The 15,969-nt window shown below is 58.8% G+C and carries 12 protein-coding genes; 5 read left to right on the top strand and 7 right to left on the bottom strand.

What is annotated here, in order from left to right; all coding sequences use genetic code 11:
* Positions 1-2 precede the first annotated feature (2 nt).
* The 4 genes from ACP7EG_RS18235 to ACP7EG_RS18220 all read left to right on the top strand — a co-directional run bounded on the left by ACP7EG_RS18235 (position 3) and on the right by ACP7EG_RS18220 (position 3,121).
* Positions 3-1,619 carry a type VI lipase adapter Tla3 domain-containing protein gene (locus tag ACP7EG_RS18235; protein ID WP_426088752.1) on the top strand — a complete coding sequence of 539 codons (1,617 nt, stop codon included), beginning with the start codon at positions 3-5 and terminating at the stop codon, positions 1,617-1,619.
* A gap of 13 nt (positions 1,620-1,632) precedes the next feature.
* Complete coding sequence (locus tag ACP7EG_RS18230; protein ID WP_426088751.1) at positions 1,633-1,899, top strand: PAAR domain-containing protein; 267 nt, start codon at positions 1,633-1,635, stop codon at positions 1,897-1,899.
* A gap of 100 nt (positions 1,900-1,999) precedes the next feature.
* Positions 2,000-2,647: a hypothetical protein gene (locus ACP7EG_RS18225; protein ID WP_426088750.1), complete on the top strand. Its 648-nt coding sequence runs from the start codon at positions 2,000-2,002 to the stop codon at positions 2,645-2,647.
* Positions 2,648-2,686: 39 nt separating this feature from the next.
* Positions 2,687-3,121, top strand: a complete 435-nt coding sequence (locus tag ACP7EG_RS18220) for a DUF695 domain-containing protein (RefSeq protein WP_282405984.1) — start codon at positions 2,687-2,689, stop codon at positions 3,119-3,121.
* On the opposite strand, the gene bla is transcribed toward ACP7EG_RS18220, so the two are convergent.
* Together bla and ACP7EG_RS18210 are read right to left on the bottom strand one after the other, a co-directional pair.
* Positions 3,122-4,015, bottom strand: coding sequence for a class A beta-lactamase (bla, locus tag ACP7EG_RS18215; RefSeq protein ID WP_426088749.1), 894 nt, complete (start codon positions 4,013-4,015; stop codon positions 3,122-3,124).
* Positions 4,008-6,683, bottom strand: coding sequence for a hybrid sensor histidine kinase/response regulator (locus tag ACP7EG_RS18210; protein WP_426088748.1), 2,676 nt, complete (start codon positions 6,681-6,683; stop codon positions 4,008-4,010). Before ACP7EG_RS18210 ends, bla begins: the two co-directional genes overlap by 8 nt.
* Before the next feature lie 518 nt (positions 6,684-7,201).
* Between ACP7EG_RS18210 and ACP7EG_RS18205 the strand changes: the two genes are divergently transcribed.
* Complete coding sequence (locus ACP7EG_RS18205) at positions 7,202-9,427, top strand: TonB-dependent receptor (RefSeq protein WP_426088747.1); 2,226 nt, start codon at positions 7,202-7,204, stop codon at positions 9,425-9,427.
* 76 nt (positions 9,428-9,503) lie between these two features.
* Here the strand turns inward: ACP7EG_RS18205 and gluQRS are convergent, their stop codons facing one another.
* The 5 genes from gluQRS to tssF all read right to left on the bottom strand — a co-directional run bounded on the left by gluQRS (position 9,504) and on the right by tssF (position 15,951).
* Entirely contained in the window at positions 9,504-10,433 is a 930-nt protein-coding gene (gluQRS, locus tag ACP7EG_RS18200) for a tRNA glutamyl-Q(34) synthetase GluQRS (RefSeq protein ID WP_426088746.1), read from the bottom strand.
* Positions 10,434-11,346: 913 nt separating this feature from the next.
* On the bottom strand, positions 11,347-11,736 hold the full coding sequence (locus tag ACP7EG_RS18195) for a VOC family protein (protein WP_426088745.1): 390 nt from the start codon (positions 11,734-11,736) through the stop codon (positions 11,347-11,349).
* Between the two features lie 908 nt (positions 11,737-12,644).
* On the bottom strand, positions 12,645-13,010 hold the full coding sequence (locus tag ACP7EG_RS18190; RefSeq protein WP_426088744.1) for a hypothetical protein: 366 nt from the start codon (positions 13,008-13,010) through the stop codon (positions 12,645-12,647).
* Positions 13,011-13,087: 77 nt separating this feature from the next.
* Positions 13,088-14,134 carry a type VI secretion system baseplate subunit TssG gene (tssG, locus tag ACP7EG_RS18185; protein ID WP_426088743.1) on the bottom strand — a complete coding sequence of 349 codons (1,047 nt, stop codon included), beginning with the start codon at positions 14,132-14,134 and terminating at the stop codon, positions 13,088-13,090.
* Positions 14,098-15,951, bottom strand: coding sequence for a type VI secretion system baseplate subunit TssF (gene tssF, locus ACP7EG_RS18180; protein ID WP_426088742.1), 1,854 nt, complete (start codon positions 15,949-15,951; stop codon positions 14,098-14,100). Before tssF ends, tssG begins: the two co-directional genes overlap by 37 nt.
* Positions 15,952-15,969 lie beyond the last annotated feature (18 nt).

Below are 15,969 nucleotides of genomic sequence, written 5' to 3'. Positions count from 1 at the left end.
CTATGATGATGCTTCGTTGGTTGGGGATATCGATAGTTGTTGTAATTTTATTTGCTGGCTGGTTATGGCTAGGCGCCGCTTCTAAGAGTCAGGCACGTGAAATTGCGTCACAGTTGCAGGCGAAACAGCTAAAGGTGCCTGTGGAGCCGGTGCGGGAGTATGTACTGGAGGTGATTGGACTGGGCGTTACCCTGGATAAGTATCGACAAGGAAAGCTGTGGGATATCTTACAAAAAGGAAGTGCTTATACCAGCATACGTGAGCAGGATCCGACGAAGTATCCGTGGAAAGGGATGGATAAGGATGGGCAGGGGGGAGGCCGAGCTTGCGACGCATTGGAAAACGGCGTTAATTTCACACCCATGTATTGGGGCTTGCCATCGTTTTATGCTGGTTCTCCCATTCTTGATCCTGATGAGCAACCCAGTTTGTACGAGCCGATGGCTGGACTGGTAGCGGGTGCATCGACAATTGGCCTGCCGGCACATTTATTTTCGATAGGTCCTTGGAAATTGGATGAGAGACCGGATCGCTTGTTGATTGAAGTCTTTGAATTTTTCGACCAACATCCAGAGCTGCCTTATGTTGTCGTACATTCCGAAGATAGTGTGGGTACGCGCGATGGAAGTCGCAAGCCGGGTGATGCGATGAGACTAAAGGATGGCTATTACATCCCCGAGATGCCCGATGCCACCGCCGTGTTTGTGTTGGCGCGCCGCGAAAGAATAGATCCTTTGCGGCCTTACGTATGGGAGGATCCCGAGAATAAGTTTGTACAGGGGCACTTCAAGGCCATGTATTACGATTTGAAGAGTTCATTGGCCAGGCCAGTCAAATCAATATGGTCCAGTTTTAGCATGCCTCGTCAACCCACCGTCGCCGAATGGCTCACCGCCGCAGCCGCCTTCGCCCAGCGTCCCGATATCCGCGGCATCGGTTTGCAGGCGTTCGGCAAGCTCAACCCTTGGGAAAATCGCCCCCCGCGCGACTGGAAGCCGACGCCGTGGTTTCCCATTCCGTGGAACCGGGAGCAGATGGAAACATTTGACCGCCTGCCCTCATTCGGTTTCGTGCACCGACCCGTGTTCGTCAAGTTCGCGGACGAGGAAGGCAAGCCCGTCACGCGGCGCGACGCTCGCCAGAAGATATTCAATGCAGGCTGGCAGCAGGCGCTGCAGACCTTGCCGGAAGCGGAGCGCGGCAAGGGGCCGGCGCGAATCGTGGCTGGCACGGGAAATCAGCCGGAACAGTTGCTGATGCTCGAAGGCCTGTTGCATGATTATGCGTCACAAGGCGGACCGGAAATCGACAGCGGCAAGAGCGCGCAGTTCATCAATACGGATCTTCGCCTGGGCAACACGGGTGCAGCCACCTGGTTCATGCAGATGGCCATCGGCGTGATGGGTAGCTATCGCGATGGTGGCGCCAGTGCGGCGATTAATTTACGTGACAGCAATGAGGCCAGCATCATCTTCATCACGCCGCCATCGGATGCGAAACGCCAGCAGCAGGATGCCAGCGGCGATATCTTCCGCAGCCGCGTCACGCCGGCGGTCGACCCGGCCAACTACGCGGCGCCATCGGTGGAAGCCATCCTGGAAAGTCAGGCTGGGCAATAATTCTGGAGGCAGCATGCGCAAAGTCATCCGTTTGGGCGACGCCACTTCGCATGGCGGCAAGGTGCTCAGTTGTGCCGCCACGCATTTTACGGTCAAAGGCGTCTCCGTCGCCTGTGTCGGGGACTTGTGCAGCTGCCCCATCAAGGGGCATCAGGGCTGCAAGATTGCCAGCGGCTCATCCCGGCATAGCATCAACGGTATCGCCATCGCCTTCGAAGGCGACACCACCACCTGCGGCGCCAAGTTGCTCGCTGGAGGTGTCAACCTCCGCACGGCCTGACGCCGTACGCTCCCGGTATTTCCTGGTAACTATATAATCTGCGCTTGGGCGATACCCGCCCCTGAACGTCGATTGAAGGAATGCCATGCCAGGATATTTCATGCGCTCTGTAGCGCTCTTTACCGTATCGGCCGTGTGCATCTCAGCCAGCGCTGCCGAGGTGGTGGCAGTGGATGCGCAGCAGCGCGCGTCCTTGCTGGAATTTTATGCGCAGCAATATCCGGGCGAGCCCGCTGCGCGCACCGTGTTCGAGAGCGTGCCCGTGGTGGGCAGTCGTGGCCGCGAAGTGGTGGGCAGCGTGGAAACGCCGCCGTATCGTGGTCATGGCGCGCTGTGCCGTACGCAGCGCACCAAGTTCGTGCTGCACGGCGAGGGCAAGCAGGCGCGCTGGCAGGAGGCGGGCATGGAGTATTACGCCTGGCTCGACCGTGGCACTTGCCGCGCGGTGGCCGAACCCGTGCGCATGCTGCAACGCATCCCCGATGTGGAGCTGGAAGGCGTGTTGCTGTACCAGAAGCCACTGCTGGAGCGGGCGCGATTATTGATGGCGGGTAACACGGCCTGCGCGCCGCTGCGCGCGCTGAAGTTTACGCTGGCGGCCGTCGATGTGGGCGCCGCCGCACCGCGTGCAGAAGAGCGTTATGCGCTGGTGTTCAAGAGCGACCGCGACAGCTACGCCCGCGTCTGGCTGCGCAAGAGCGGCGCCCAGTATGACGCCTGGAATGTGACTTGCCCGCCCGTGCTGTAAGCTGCGCCCCCTCGATTGATTTTTTTGACTGTTGCAACCATGAACGAAAATTCCACTTCCGCCCGCAGTTGGGGCACCATCGTCACGCATAGCGACGAGATGGCCATCATCTACCGTTATGTCGAGGCCTTCCATGACGACTGGGACCTGTCGTCGCAGCCGGACCGCATCATCATCGCCTGGCGCTATGAAGATGAAACGGGCATGCCCGCGCCGAATGAGCGCGAGCATATGGAAGAGCTGGAAGCGGCGCTGGCACCCGTGGTGGAAGAGGGCGGCTTCGCCACGCTGGCACTGGTGTCGACCGGTGAAAACTTGCGCGAATGGATTTATTACACGCAGTCGGGCGAAGAGTTTTTCAACCGCCTCAACACGGCGCTGGCATCGCGCCCGAAATTCCCGATTGAAATCCGCAGCGCGGCCGACCCCGCCTGGTCGACTTACGCGGGTTTCATGGCGGCCTTACCGAAATAATCAGACCAACGCGGCCGTCACGATGCGCGTGGCGGCCGTGATGATGTCCTGGTTGGTGTCCGCTTTTTTCTGTTCGCGCGTGTAGTACACGGCGATGACCAGCGGCGCGCCGCTTGGCGGGTAGGCCACGCCGATATCGTTGACGCTGCCATACGCGCCCGAGCCCGTTTTATCCGCCACTTGCCAGCCGGCCGGTACGCCGGCGCGGATGCGTTTGTCGCCCGTCGTGTTGCCGCGCATCCAGGCGTCCAGTTGCTGGCGTTGCGGCGCCGGCAAGCTATTTCCCAACAATAATTGCTGCAAGCTGTGCGCCATCGACGCAGGGCTGGCCGTGTCGCGCACGTCGCCGGGGATGGCGCTATTGAGCTCCGTTTCCCAGCGTTCCAGCTGGAATACCGTATTGCCGATGCTGCGCGCAAACGCCGTCACGGCTTGCGGCCCGCCTAATAATGTCATCAAGAAATTGGCTGCGCTATTGTCGCTGTACTGCAAGGTGGCGGCGCACAGGTCGGCCACGCTCATGCCGTCGGCCAGATGCTTTTCCGTGATCGGTGAATACGTGACCAGTTCCTTTTTCTCGTAACGCACGTGCTGATCCAGCAAGCCCGGCTGGCTGACGCTGCGGGCAAGTACGGCGGCCGCCAGCATCGCCTTGAAGGTGCTGGCCAGGGGGAAACGTTCGTCGGCGCGATAGGCAACGCGCAGCTCGCTGCCCTGGCGCCAGGCCGCCACGCCGAGGCGTCCGCCAGAGGCTTGTTCCAGCGCGGCCAGCTGCGTGTGGGCGGCGGTGAGGCTGGTGGCGGGCGCGGCAAACAGCAGCGGTGCGGGGCACAGCATGGCGGCGCCGCTGGCCAGCAGGAGGTGGCGGCGGATGTGGTTCGGGGATTCAGTCATGGTTTGTCGGTGTTGTTGGTGTGGAAAGGGTGGCCAGCAGTTCGCCGATGGCGAGCAGGTTGGCCGGTTTGGTCAGATGGTGGTCGAAACCGGCCGCGCTCGATTGGCTGCGGTCGTTTTCGGCGCCCCAGCCCGTCAATGCGACGAGCACGACGTTGGCGCCGGCCGGTATGCGGCGCAGCGCGCGCGCCACTTCGTAGCCGTTCATGCCGGGCAAGCCGATGTCGAGGAAGATAACGTCTGGCAAGAATTGCGGCGCCATGGCCAGCGCCTGCGCGCCATCGTGGGCCACTTGCGTGGCATGGCCCATCATGTCGAGCACGGCGGCGAGGGTATCGGCCGCATCGATATTGTCGTCGACCACCAGCACGCGGAAGTGGGGGCCGCTGGCGCTGTGGACCGGCGCGGCCGGTGCGGCGGACGCTTTCGCTTCCTCCTCCAGCAGGGGCAGGCGCACGCTGAAGGTGCTGCCCAGGCCGGTGCCGGGACTGGCCACCGTGGCGCTGCCGCCATGCAGCTCGGCCAGGCGCCGCACCAGCGACAGGCCGATGCCCAGCCCGCCCTGCGCCCTGCCCATGTTTTGCCCCACCTGGGTAAACATGTCAAAGACGGTGGCGATCGACTCGGCGGGAATGCCCACGCCGCTGTCCCTGACCTCGATCAAGACCTCGTTGTCATCACGTACCGCGCGCAAGCTGATATGGCCGCCGGCGGGCGTGTACTTGGCGGCATTGTTGAGCAAATTGCCCAGTACTTGCGCCAGCCGCGTGGGATCGGCATCGAGCGGCAGCGGGTCTTCAGCGAGTTGCATCTGGAACTGGTGGTGGCCCGCTTCGATCAGCGGCATGCTCGTTTCCACGGCGCTGGCGATGATGGTTTTCAAGTCCGCGCGTTCCAGCTTGAGTTCGATCTGGCCCCGCGTGATGCGGGCCACGTCCAGCAAATCATTGACCAGGTGCACCATCTGATTGACTTGCCGCTCCATCACGTCGCGCACTCGCGCCATGGTGGCGGGCTTGTCGGCAGCCAGGCGCATGATCTGCAAGCCGTTGCGGATGGGCGCGAGCGGGTTGCGCAGTTCGTGCGCCAGGGTGGCCAGAAATTCCGTCTTGCGCCGGTCCATCTCGGACAGGTTGTCGGCCAGTTGGCGCAATTGCTGCTCCGAGCGCTTGCGCTCGCTGATGTCGCTGAACAGCACCGTCAGCAGGCGGCTGCCGGGGCCGCCCAGGCGCGCGGCGAAGACTTCGAACCAGCGCTCCATGGCCACGGCTTCGTTTTCGTAGCGCACGGGCTCGCCTGTCTTGACGACCTGGTCGTACAGGTCGAACCAGTGCTGGTCGTGCTCGGGCACGAAGCTGCGGATGGTCTTGCCGATGGCATTATCCAGTCCCGACTGCTTGACGAAGGCGGCGTTGCCTTCCAGGTAGCGGAAGTCCACGGGGCGGCCTTGCTCGTCGTACAGCATTTCGATGACGCAAAAGGCCTGGTCCATCAGCTCGATCAGGGTGCGGTAGCGTTCCTCGCTGCGGCGCAGCGCATCTTCCACCTGTTTCTGGCGCGTGACGTCGAGCAGGACGCCGGGAAAATGCAAGGGCGTGCCATCGGGTGCGTATTCCGCGCGGCCCCGCGCGATGACCGAGCGGTACTGGCCATCGCCGGAACCGATGCGGTAGCTGGCCTCGAACGGCGTGTGCGCTTGCAGCGCCTGGGTAATCTGCGCGCAGACTTGCTCGCGCTCATCGGGATGGATGATGTCCAGGTAGCGCGCCAGCGGCGCCGCCGTGGCCGCACCGGCATTGACGGGGAACAGGCGCGCCATGTTGCTGTCGGCCGTGACCCGGTCGGCCACGATGTCCCAGTTCCAGGTGGCCACTTCACCGGCCTCCAGGGTCAGGCGCAGGGTTTCCTCGTTTTGCTTGCTGGCCGTCAAGTCGAGCGAGATGCCGGACAAGGCGATCACGTTGCCGGCGCCGTCGCTGGTACAGGTGCCGCGCATGTGCGCCCAGTGCAGCGATCCATCGGGCCAGCGCACGCGGATGTCGATCTCGAAATCGCTGGCGCTGGCGATGGCGGCGTGCACCACCGTTTGCCAGTGCTGCAGCTCGCCGTCGAGCATGGAACCGGTCAGTTGCGCGTAGTCGATGTGGCTGGCAGGCGGCAGGCCCAGATTGGCCTTGAATGCGTCGGAGCAGGCCATGCTGCCGCTGCCCAGGTCGATCTCCCACGTGCCCATGCGCCCGCCCTGCATGGCCAGGCGCAGCCGCTGTTCCGTCTGCCGTTGCTGCGTCACGTCGCAATGCGAACCAAGCCATTCAACGATGCTGCCGTCGGGCGCCAGCACAGGCAGCATGCGCACGACCATATTGCGGTAGGTGCCGCTGACGTGGCGCAGCCGGTATTCCGCTTCGAACACGCTCGTCAGATGTGACGGCATGACGTAAGGCAAGTTGCGGTCGTCCGGATGCAGGGCATTGAGCCAGCCGCGGCCCAGCAGTTCGGCTTCGGTCTGGCCCGTGAAGGCGCGCCAGGAGGGCTGGTCGGCATCGAACTGGCCGAAGGTTTTCGTGCTCCAGACGATGTCGCAATGGGCGCGCAGCAGCGAATGGGCGGCCTGGGCGGCGGCGATGGAGGACGGGACGGCGGTGCTGGGCTGGCTCGGTTCTGGCATGGAGGCGATCGACGATGGTGCGGGGTACCGCCGCCGCACTGGGATGGGGCGGCATGGCAGCTCAATTCTGGCGATATTACAACTATTTTTACCCTCAGGGTTGTCTTGCAGGACGCCAATTCTGCTTTCTGCAGGCCACGAGAAAAAGGCGCGTCGTGCGGCAAATCATCGGGTGAAACAGCAAGGCACTGGCGTTGTTGTGGCTGAATAACCACTAGTCAGCCCTTTATGTTGATGAATGAATATTTTACATAACAATATTCTTGCAGCGCATAAGGCGCTTGAATTAAATTGGCGCCTTACTTAAAAGTTGGTGTTCATCAGACATCCCAGAGATGCGGCCGCCACCGCTGTCAGCTTGGACGACAGCCAGGGCAGAGCCAGTGACGCCAGGACCGGAGAAACATCCGCTCGCGCTGCTGCACCATGACGGTGCAGAGAACGCCAGCGCCGTACATAAGCCGGAGACAGGTTGGAGACAGATTTCGCAATTCTTTTTTAAACTTCTGGGAAACAACATGATCAAGATGTCCAAGATGCACCAGCGTTTGTGCGCCAAAAGCGCCGCCATGCTGGCACTGTCCGCTGCCTTGCCTATCGGCTCGGCGTATGCTGATGAAGTCGCTGCTGATACGACCCCTGCCGCCAGCCAGCTGGAAACTGTGACCGTGACGGCGCAGCGCCGCAAGGAAAATATCCGCGACGTGCCCGTCTCCGTATCGCTGTTGCGCGACGAGAAGCTCGACGTGCTGGTATCCGGCGGACAAGACATCCGCGTGCTGGCCGGCAAAGTGCCTAGCCTGAACGTGGAATCGTCGAATGGCCGCACCTTTCCCCGCTTCTACATCCGCGGCTACGGCAATACCGACTTCAACATCTTTGCATCGCAGCCTGTTTCCCTGATTTACGACGATGTCGTGCAAGAAAATCCGATCCTCAAGGGCTATCCGATTTTCGACGTGGCTGGCGTGGAAGTGCTGCGCGGCCCGCAAGGCACCTTGTTCGGCCGCAACACCCCTGCCGGCGTGGTCAAGTTCGAATCCGTCAAGCCGAACCTGGACAAGGTTGAAGGCTATTACAACGTCTCCGCCGCCACGCACAACACGACCAATTTCGATGGCGCCGTCAACGTGCCACTGAGCAAAGAATGGGCCATGCGTGTCTCGACCCTGCGCCAGCATCGCGACGACTACGTCGACAACACGTTTACGGGCAAGAAAAACGCCCTGGACGGCTACAACGAACACGCGGAACGCGTGCAATTGATGTATGCGCCGAACGGTACGTTCAACGCTCTGTTCAATGTGCATCAGCGCAGCACCACGGGTAGCGCGCGCGTGTTCTTCGCCAACGCCATCAAGCTTGGCACGAATGACCTGGTCGACGGTTTCGATCCGACCAAATCCTACACCGATGCCCTGAACTTCCAGGAGCTGCGCACCAATGGCGCCAGCGCTCGCCTGAGCTGGGAACTTGACGGCGTCAAACTGTACTCGATCACTGGTTTCGAACGCGTGGGCAAGTATGTGTCGCATGGCGACATCGACGGTGGCGCACCAGGCATGGTGCCAGCGATTCCATTCCCGGTGGAAACCGCTGGCGGCATCAGCAGCGTGAAACAGTACTCGCAAGAATTCCGCGCCGAATCGAAAAATGCCGGTCCGCTCAATTGGCAGGCTGGCGTGTACTACTTCAACGAAGATGCCAACGGCTATACGGATAACTTCGGCGGTAGCGACCATGCGCTCGTTTCGCACCTGGCCAGCCGCCAGAAAAACACGGCCTGGGCCACCTTCGGTTCCGTCAACTATGCCGTCAACGATGACTTCATGCTGCGTGCCGGCTTGCGCTACACCAAGGACAAGAAGGATTTCAACACAGTAGTAGCGAACAACGTCCCGCAAATCAACCCAACCAGCGCCGATGTCAGCAAAGCCAAGGTCAACTGGGATCTGAGCGGTACCTACAAGTACAACAAGGACGTGAACTTCTACGGCCGTATCGCCACCGGTTTCCGCGCGCCAAGTATCGCGCCAGCCAGCAAGGATGTGTCTGTGACCGTGGCCGATGCGGAAACGATCACCTCGTTCGAAGCGGGCATCAAGGCCGACCTGTTCGAGCGCCGCGCCCGGGTTGCTTTCAGCCTGTACAACTATCAGGTGAAAAACCAGCAATTGACGGTCGTTGGCGGCACCTCGAACGTGACGCGTTTGATCAATGCAGCCAAGACGAATGGCCGCGGCGCGGAACTGGAACTGGAAGGTTTTGTCACGCCTAGCCTGAAGATGTCCCTGGGCGGCAGCTACAACTTCACGGAAATCAAGGATCCATCCCTGTCGGTGGCCACATGTCGCAGCTGCACCGTGACCGATCCGAAAAACGCCGCCGGTTTCGCCATCATCAATGGCAATGCGCTGCCGCAAGCGCCGAAGTGGACGGTCACGGCCACGGGCCGTTATTCGATCCCGATGGAAAACGGCGAATTCTTCGTCTTCACGGACTGGGCTTACCGCAGCAAGATCAACTTCTTCCTGTACGAGTCCACCGAGTTCACCGGCAAGCCGATGGTCGAAGGCGGCTTGCGCGTGGGCTACACCTGGGATGCTGGCAAGTATGAAGTGGCCGCGTTTGGCCGCAACATCACCGACACCCAGCGTATCACGGGCGCCATCGACTTCAACAACCGCACGGGCTTCATCAATGAGCCACGTCAGTTTGGTGTGCAGTTCAAGGGCAACTTCTAATTGCCTGATACCAGGCGCCGGCCATGTGCTGGCGCCTGCATTGTTACCCGCCCGGCTCGCGCCGCGGCGGGTTTTTTTATTTGTGTCCGGGAAGTTGCGCCAGCCGCTGCGCCCAGGCGGGAATGGCTTGCCGCCAGAAGTCTTCCACGTCGTCGGCGCGCACGTCGAGACCGAGGAAGCGGGCGGCCGGCAGCAGCGCCGACGCCAGCAGTTCGGCGGCATGCGTACCCGTGTCGAAGGCGAGGGCGCCCGTCTGCTTCGACAGTTTCTCGCCGCTGGCATTGTTGACGACAGGCACGTGCAGAAAGCCCGGATGCGGCAAGCCCAGCACATCTTGCAGATACAGCTGGCGCGGCGTCGAATCGAGCAAATCCGCGCCGCGCACCACCTGCGTGATGCCCTGCACGCCATCATCAACCACCACGGCCAGCTGGTACGCCCAGTAACCATCGCCGCGCAGCACGATAAAGTCGCCCACCTCGCCGGCAAGGTCCTGCCGCTGCGGACCATGCCAGCGGTCGGCAAAGTCATATACGGCTTGCGGCCCCTCTGGCACGCGCAACCGCAAGGCCCGCGCCGCCTTGCCCGGCGCCAGGCCGTGGCGGCAAGTGCCCGGATATACGGCGGCGGCGCCCTTGGGGACACCTGCCTGCAGCACCGAATCGTGGATTTCTTTGCGCGAACAGCCGCACGCATACACGAGGCCAGCGTCCTGCAAGCGCTTCAGCGCCGCCTGGTACAGCGGCAGCCTGCGGCTCTGCCACGTCGCCTCGCCATCCCACGTCATGCCGCAGCGCTGCAAGGTGGCCAGGATCGCCATATCGGCGCCCTCGACATTGCGGTCATAGTCCAGATCCTCGATGCGCAGCAGCCAAGTGCCGCGATGCACCTTCGCATCGAGATAGCTGGCCATGGCGGCAACGAGCGAGCCCATGTGCAGGGGACCGGAGGGAGAGGGGGCGAAGCGGCCGATGTAGGGGGCGGTGGGAGAGTTCGGAGACGGCATGCTGTGAGTGTAGGCGGTGGTGACAGGCGCTGATGGCTTATTGCTCAGGATGGGGAGCTTTGGTGACAGCGGCAAGTATCGTGCAGGGCGATGGGCAAGTCAAATCCTGGGCTGTTCTCATTATTGCCTAATTGATAATTAAATGCGTAACGTTATCTTTAACATATGAAATTTCTTCCTTGCAGTAATGCGCGTCATTCAGCGCTCTGAAATGTAAATCCTTGTCGAATTCCTTCGTGCTAAACTTGTTACTGAGCAGTGCTACAACGCTCCCCTCATCTGGCCAGCCTGAAGAATGCAATGCTATCAATGCATTTCCCAAAGAAATTTCATCGAGAAGACAGATTTTTAATTTTCGAGGTAGCTTCTTCAATAAATTCAACCATCGTATCTCACTTGCTTTTGGGAAAAAAGTATCACTATTTTTTATGGATTCTATTATTCGTTGCTGCACTTCTATAGATTTATCTAGATTGATATACGATTCACAATGATCATTCATTTTCAATCGGATGGGCGATTTTCTGGCTATTTTATACTGCAAGATTATGCATGATGAGGATATTTTTATGTCATGCTGTACGATAACGCTTCCCTACGAAAATTGAAATGCTATTTCTGATAGTCCTTTCACCTGGCCGGGAATTCCCAACTTTCTTTGAATTTGTTTGACTAGCGATGACTCACTCACGCCGTTGCCTACAGAATTATTTTCAAAGTAATGCATTATTATGTAATCTATTACTGGGGAATTTTCCTTTATAATAATTAACTCGACAACGTAATCGCCTACCCATCCATTGACGAGCAGTAATCCATCAATGAAATCAAAAATACAGCCCGGGATTTCAAATTTTTCATTCTGTTATGCGGAATTTCGAATGAGGCATCTCGTATGAATTATTGCAGTGATTCAACACGGTTCGTAGAGGCAAATATTGTTCCCCATCGGATCTTCGACGTTCAGAAAACTTGCGTAGGGAGTCTCTACGTAACTGACGAAAAAAGCAGTTTTTTCCAGTCGTTCCTTGAGCGTGTCAATATTTTTCGTTGGTAAAGTGAGTAGATTGATCGTACCACCTTTGCTACCTACGCGATGTGCTTGCTCAATGTTTGAAGGAGGCATGAATTCTATTGAGAATTTTTTGTTGGACTCGTGCGCCATTGTCAGGCGGCGACTGTTACCTGAATCACACTGAATGATGCTATCCATCGTAATAAAGAATCCGAGATTGTCAATGTAAAATTCTTTTGCTTCGTTAAAATTCAGGCAAAGTATTCCTATATTGATAGTATTTAACATGTGATTTTTTCTGGATTTCATGGTTATCCTTGGGAGAGAGGATAAATACGAAAAATATTATTTAAAATTGTATAAACTAGGATTTTACTGCGGATAAAAAATTTTCACAGGCTTCATGTTCTTCTTTGAAAACGCGAAGCCCTGTCTTTATTCCTCGTTCATAGTAAAAAACCTCCCAACATCCATTTTTTTCTCCGATGCACAGACTCCCATCCTGAGTCGGATCGCCAATCGAGAAAGCATTTGATGGAATTTTTAAAATTGACATCTCGTGTCCAATATCTGAAATATTCATGCACATAGTTAGCTGAATTCAATATTGTTTTTATTGGTAGGTACAAAAAACTGATGTGGTTTGATTATGTGGATCGTGACAGACGTCTATTTCCCCCCATGGCCCTGCTTGCGGCAGAACGATGCTTATATTTTATTATCCTCATCTTTTATGTGGATAATGAAATCTTCAATATTTTTTGTTTTTTTCAAAATCCTCATAGGCTATAATGGAATATATAAAATATTTTCCTAATATCATATAATTCGCATTTTCTGAGTTTTCCATTTTTGATGGTATAGTTTTTTGAGGCGGTATGTACGCGTTGTGTTATATTAATATTTTTGAATTTATTGATAGCTTAAACACTCGTTATGCAAGTGATATTTATTTAATTTTTAAAATTTGGCTATCTATGACGATATGATCTGATAATGATGTAGTCTTTTTTTGAAATAAAATATGTTACTGCGTATCCTAAGGATGTTTTTCCTCCTAAACTTTGGTGTTCTCCTGGGGCAAGATTGGGCATAAAAATTATTTCGATTTGTTGATTGTCGTCCCTAATTAATATTTCAAAATCCTCAATATTTTTTTGTTTTTTTCAAATTCAATATAGGTAATTGTTGTGTATCTAAAATATTTCCCAGAATTTTTTCATCAAATTTCCGGACTTTTTCCATAAATTTTTCTTCTTTAATTTCTTTGTTGGACTCAATATTTTGTGCGGGTGATTTGTGTGTAAAAGTTCGATAGTCAGCACCTTGTCCATCACCTTGCCCATCACCTTGTCGAGCGCGATGGCGGCGTTGTCGGATAGCACTTCCACCACATGAGAAAAGTCGCGCGACAGGCTTTCGCTGGCGGCCAGGCTGTTGGCCAGGAACTGGATGTCAGTAGGGCCGTCGCCATGCGGGAAGTGCAGGCGCAGCAGGCGCTGGCCCTGCATGTCGTCCACTAATGCCGTCCATGCCGCTGTCGTATCGGGGAACTGGCTCATCGCGCATCGCTTCACGGTAGGAATCGTTGAGCGACTGTAGCAATAGCGAACACAAGCGTTTTGCGCCGCCGCAAGCTTCAATCTTTGAGTGAGGGCATCAATTGCATTTCGTAATGCATGTCGTCGCGGTGGCGCGGTGATGCTGCAGCGCCGAGGAAACTGTTGCAGCCGAGTCCGCCTTGTGGCGCGGTCGTCAATGCCAGTCCCCGCACCTCGCTGGCGTGCAGCACCAGCACGATCTCGTAGCGCACGAGCGGCTGGCCGAACAGCATCAGCATGTGTCTCAGTGCCTCGCTGCCAGGGGCGCGCGGCAGGAAGCTGGCGTGCTGTTGCGCCGTGAGCGGACCGAGGCGCAGGCGTACGGCCAGGTCCGGGCGGCGGCAGCGCTCGCCGATGGTGGCGCGCTGGCCCAGCACGGCATTGGCCATGCCCAGCGCCGTTTGTTCGCGCAGCGCCAGTGTGTCCATGGCGCCCGTCGCTTCGTCGATGTGGCAGGCCACGCCAAAGTGGTCGCCGAGGATGCGCGCCATGACGATGGACGAGATGTTGCGTTGCTGGAGCAAGCCGCTGTACAGGCCGATCGCCGCCTGGTCTTGGCCCTGGCTCGGCTGGCACGCGGCCAGGTCCAGCAGGCGCGACAGGAAGGCGCCGCTGTGGCCGGCCTGCTCGATGCGGTATTTTTGCCACGCCTGGTAAAACAGGGTGACGGCACGGCTGGAAAACAGGTCGAGAAAAGCGCGCGCGCTGGTGTCGCGTTCGCTATGCTGGTGCGCGGCGATGCGCTCCGAATAGTGGCTGGGCAAGCTGCCCTGGCAGCCCAGCAGGCCCATGAAGGCGGGCGTGAGGTGGATGTGCTGGCTGTGGCCGGACAGCAGCGCTTGCAGCAAGGCATCGGCATCAGCGATGCCGTTTGTCGTGAGCGCCTCGATCTGGCTGGCGGGAAAGCGCAGCGAGACGCTGTTGTCGAAGCGCATGATCTTTGCGAGCGCCGTGTGTTCATCGATGCCGTGTTCGGCCAGCCACGCCAGCAGCAGGCGCAGCGCCTGGAAGCACTCGAAGCGCTGCGGCGCGTCGAGCAATTGCTGGATCACGCTGGGGTGGCGTCGGCGCTGCGTTCCGGGCATCGGATGAGTTCCTCGCCGCTGCGCTGCGACAGCAGCGTCAGTTGGCTAAAGCAGTTGAGCTGGCTGTTCAGGGCGAAGTAGCGCTGCAGCACCTGGGCGAAAATATAGATGCTGCTGCCGACGAAGGCTTGTTCGTCGATGCCCAGGCGGACGGCGATGCCGGGCATCAGGCTGGGAAACGGCACAGTCGGCATCCACGCGCGCGTGCTGCCGTGTTCCAGCGTGACGATGCCCTGGATCAGGCGCTGCGTGGTGGGCGAACGGGGCAGGTCGTACAGGCTGAGCATTTTCTGGAATTCGCCCAGGCCCGCTTGCGTCAGGCTGGCGTAATTGAGCGACAGGTGCGCAATCAGCCGCCAGTGCGTGTCCGCCAGGAAGCGCATGCTGGACGTGGGCTTGCGCAGGAAGCGCGCGGGGATGCCGTCGGGCACGTCTTCGGCCAGCAGGTCGCCGCCGGGCAAGCCGTAGTGCAACTGCGTGGGCAAGTCGCGGTTGCTGCATAGCAGTTGCGTCGAGACGGTGGCGCAGGCCGCGCTGCCCGGCGAAAATTGCGGGTCGATCAGGCTCAGGCGCATTTCATGGCCGGGGCTGATGGCCGCCACCGCTTCGTCGCGGCGCGCCAGCCAATACTGTCCTTGCTCTGGGCCATGCTCTGCCTGAGAACCCTGCAGCGATGCATACAGCGGCAAGAAGGTGCTCAGGCGCTCGCCGGCCTCATCCTTGCGCACCACGGTGACGGCCTCGATGCTGTGGATGTCGTAGGCAAACGCATGCGTGGCATCGGCCAGCAGGGCGTAGTCGGGCTCGGTATGCGTGAGGCGGATCGGCACGCCGGACTTGGCGAACAGGTTGACGACAGGGGTGCATCCCAGCAAGAGGTTGTCGCGGCTGACGCCGGACAAGAGCCGCGCCTCGTGGCTGTCGCTGCGCACGCCCTTGAGGGGCAGGTGCAAGGTGAATTGGCGGCATTGCTTCGGCAACAGGGCCGCCAGCCTGGACCAGGCGATATCGATGAAATGGAATTTTTCCGGAAAGGCGAAATACTCGGTCAGCAGGCGCAGGGCCGGGTGCGAACGGGCGGAAATGGGGATCAGCGCGTCGTCTTCCGCATAGCCGGCCGGCGTCAACAGCGTGCCATCGACAGCCAGCCACGGGCCGTGTTCGTCCAGCGCCACGTACGCGCCCGCGCCGCGCAGGAACAGGGCGTCGAGCAGGGCCGCGCGCACGGAGGGTTCGCCATCGGCAAACAGGCGCAGGCTGGAAAAGCCGGCCTGGTCCAAGTGGTAGTTGTCGCTGCTGCTGGTGAAGTGAATGCTGAGCAGGGCGCTGGCGCCGTCGGGCAGGCGCAGGCCAGGCGGCGCGTCGATGATGGCTGAAAAATGCAGGCTAGAAATGGCCAGCGGCGCCAGGGTCACGTCATATGCGCTGGTAAATTTGCAGGCCACGCCTTGCACCGGCTGCGAGCGCAGCACGGTGCCGCGCGGGACATGCACAAGCTGGGCCAATTGGCCGCCGCCGGGCGCTTCGTCGGCAGCGATGCGCACGATGGAGCACGAGGGAAACGGCCGCAGATAGTGCGGATACAGGGTGTCGAGCAGGGCATGGGTGAATTGCGGATAGGCGTCGTCGAGGCGCTTGGCGACCCTGGCCGTGAGCAGGGCGACGGACTGGATCAGGCGTTCGACATGCGGATCTTCGCAGGTGTCGCCGGCGATCAGCAGGCGCCCGGCCGCTTTCGGATAGCGGCTGGAAAACTCGCGCGTGTACTGGCGAAACAAGCCCAGCTCGCGCTCGTAATACGGCAATAGTTGTTCCACGGTCGCGCTCTCCGCCAG

The organism is Janthinobacterium sp. PSPC1-1 (assembly GCF_049897625.1).
Taxonomy (GTDB): domain Bacteria; phylum Pseudomonadota; class Gammaproteobacteria; order Burkholderiales; family Burkholderiaceae_D; genus Janthinobacterium; species Janthinobacterium tructae.
The sequence above is the reverse complement of the archived record's forward strand: the minus strand, read 5'-3'. Positions and strand labels throughout refer to the sequence as shown.

Excerpts from the sequence above, each read along its gene's own strand:
- ACP7EG_RS18235 (WP_426088752.1), top strand. The coding sequence starts at position 3 with ATGATGATGCTTCGTTGGTTGGGGATATCGATAGTTGTTGTAATTTTA.
- ACP7EG_RS18230 (WP_426088751.1), top strand. The coding sequence starts at position 1,633 with ATGCGCAAAGTCATCCGTTTGGGCGACGCCACTTCGCATGGCGGCAAG.
- ACP7EG_RS18225 (WP_426088750.1), top strand. The coding sequence starts at position 2,000 with ATGCGCTCTGTAGCGCTCTTTACCGTATCGGCCGTGTGCATCTCAGCC.
- ACP7EG_RS18220 (WP_282405984.1), top strand. The coding sequence starts at position 2,687 with ATGAACGAAAATTCCACTTCCGCCCGCAGTTGGGGCACCATCGTCACG.
- bla (WP_426088749.1), bottom strand. The coding sequence starts at position 4,015 with ATGACTGAATCCCCGAACCACATCCGCCGCCACCTCCTGCTGGCCAGC.
- ACP7EG_RS18210 (WP_426088748.1), bottom strand. The coding sequence starts at position 6,683 with ATGCCAGAACCGAGCCAGCCCAGCACCGCCGTCCCGTCCTCCATCGCC.
- ACP7EG_RS18205 (WP_426088747.1), top strand. The coding sequence starts at position 7,202 with ATGATCAAGATGTCCAAGATGCACCAGCGTTTGTGCGCCAAAAGCGCC.
- gluQRS (WP_426088746.1), bottom strand. The coding sequence starts at position 10,433 with ATGCCGTCTCCGAACTCTCCCACCGCCCCCTACATCGGCCGCTTCGCC.
- ACP7EG_RS18195 (WP_426088745.1), bottom strand. The coding sequence starts at position 11,736 with ATGTTAAATACTATCAATATAGGAATACTTTGCCTGAATTTTAACGAA.
- ACP7EG_RS18190 (WP_426088744.1), bottom strand. The coding sequence starts at position 13,010 with ATGAGCCAGTTCCCCGATACGACAGCGGCATGGACGGCATTAGTGGAC.
- tssG (WP_426088743.1), bottom strand. The coding sequence starts at position 14,134 with ATGCCCGGAACGCAGCGCCGACGCCACCCCAGCGTGATCCAGCAATTG.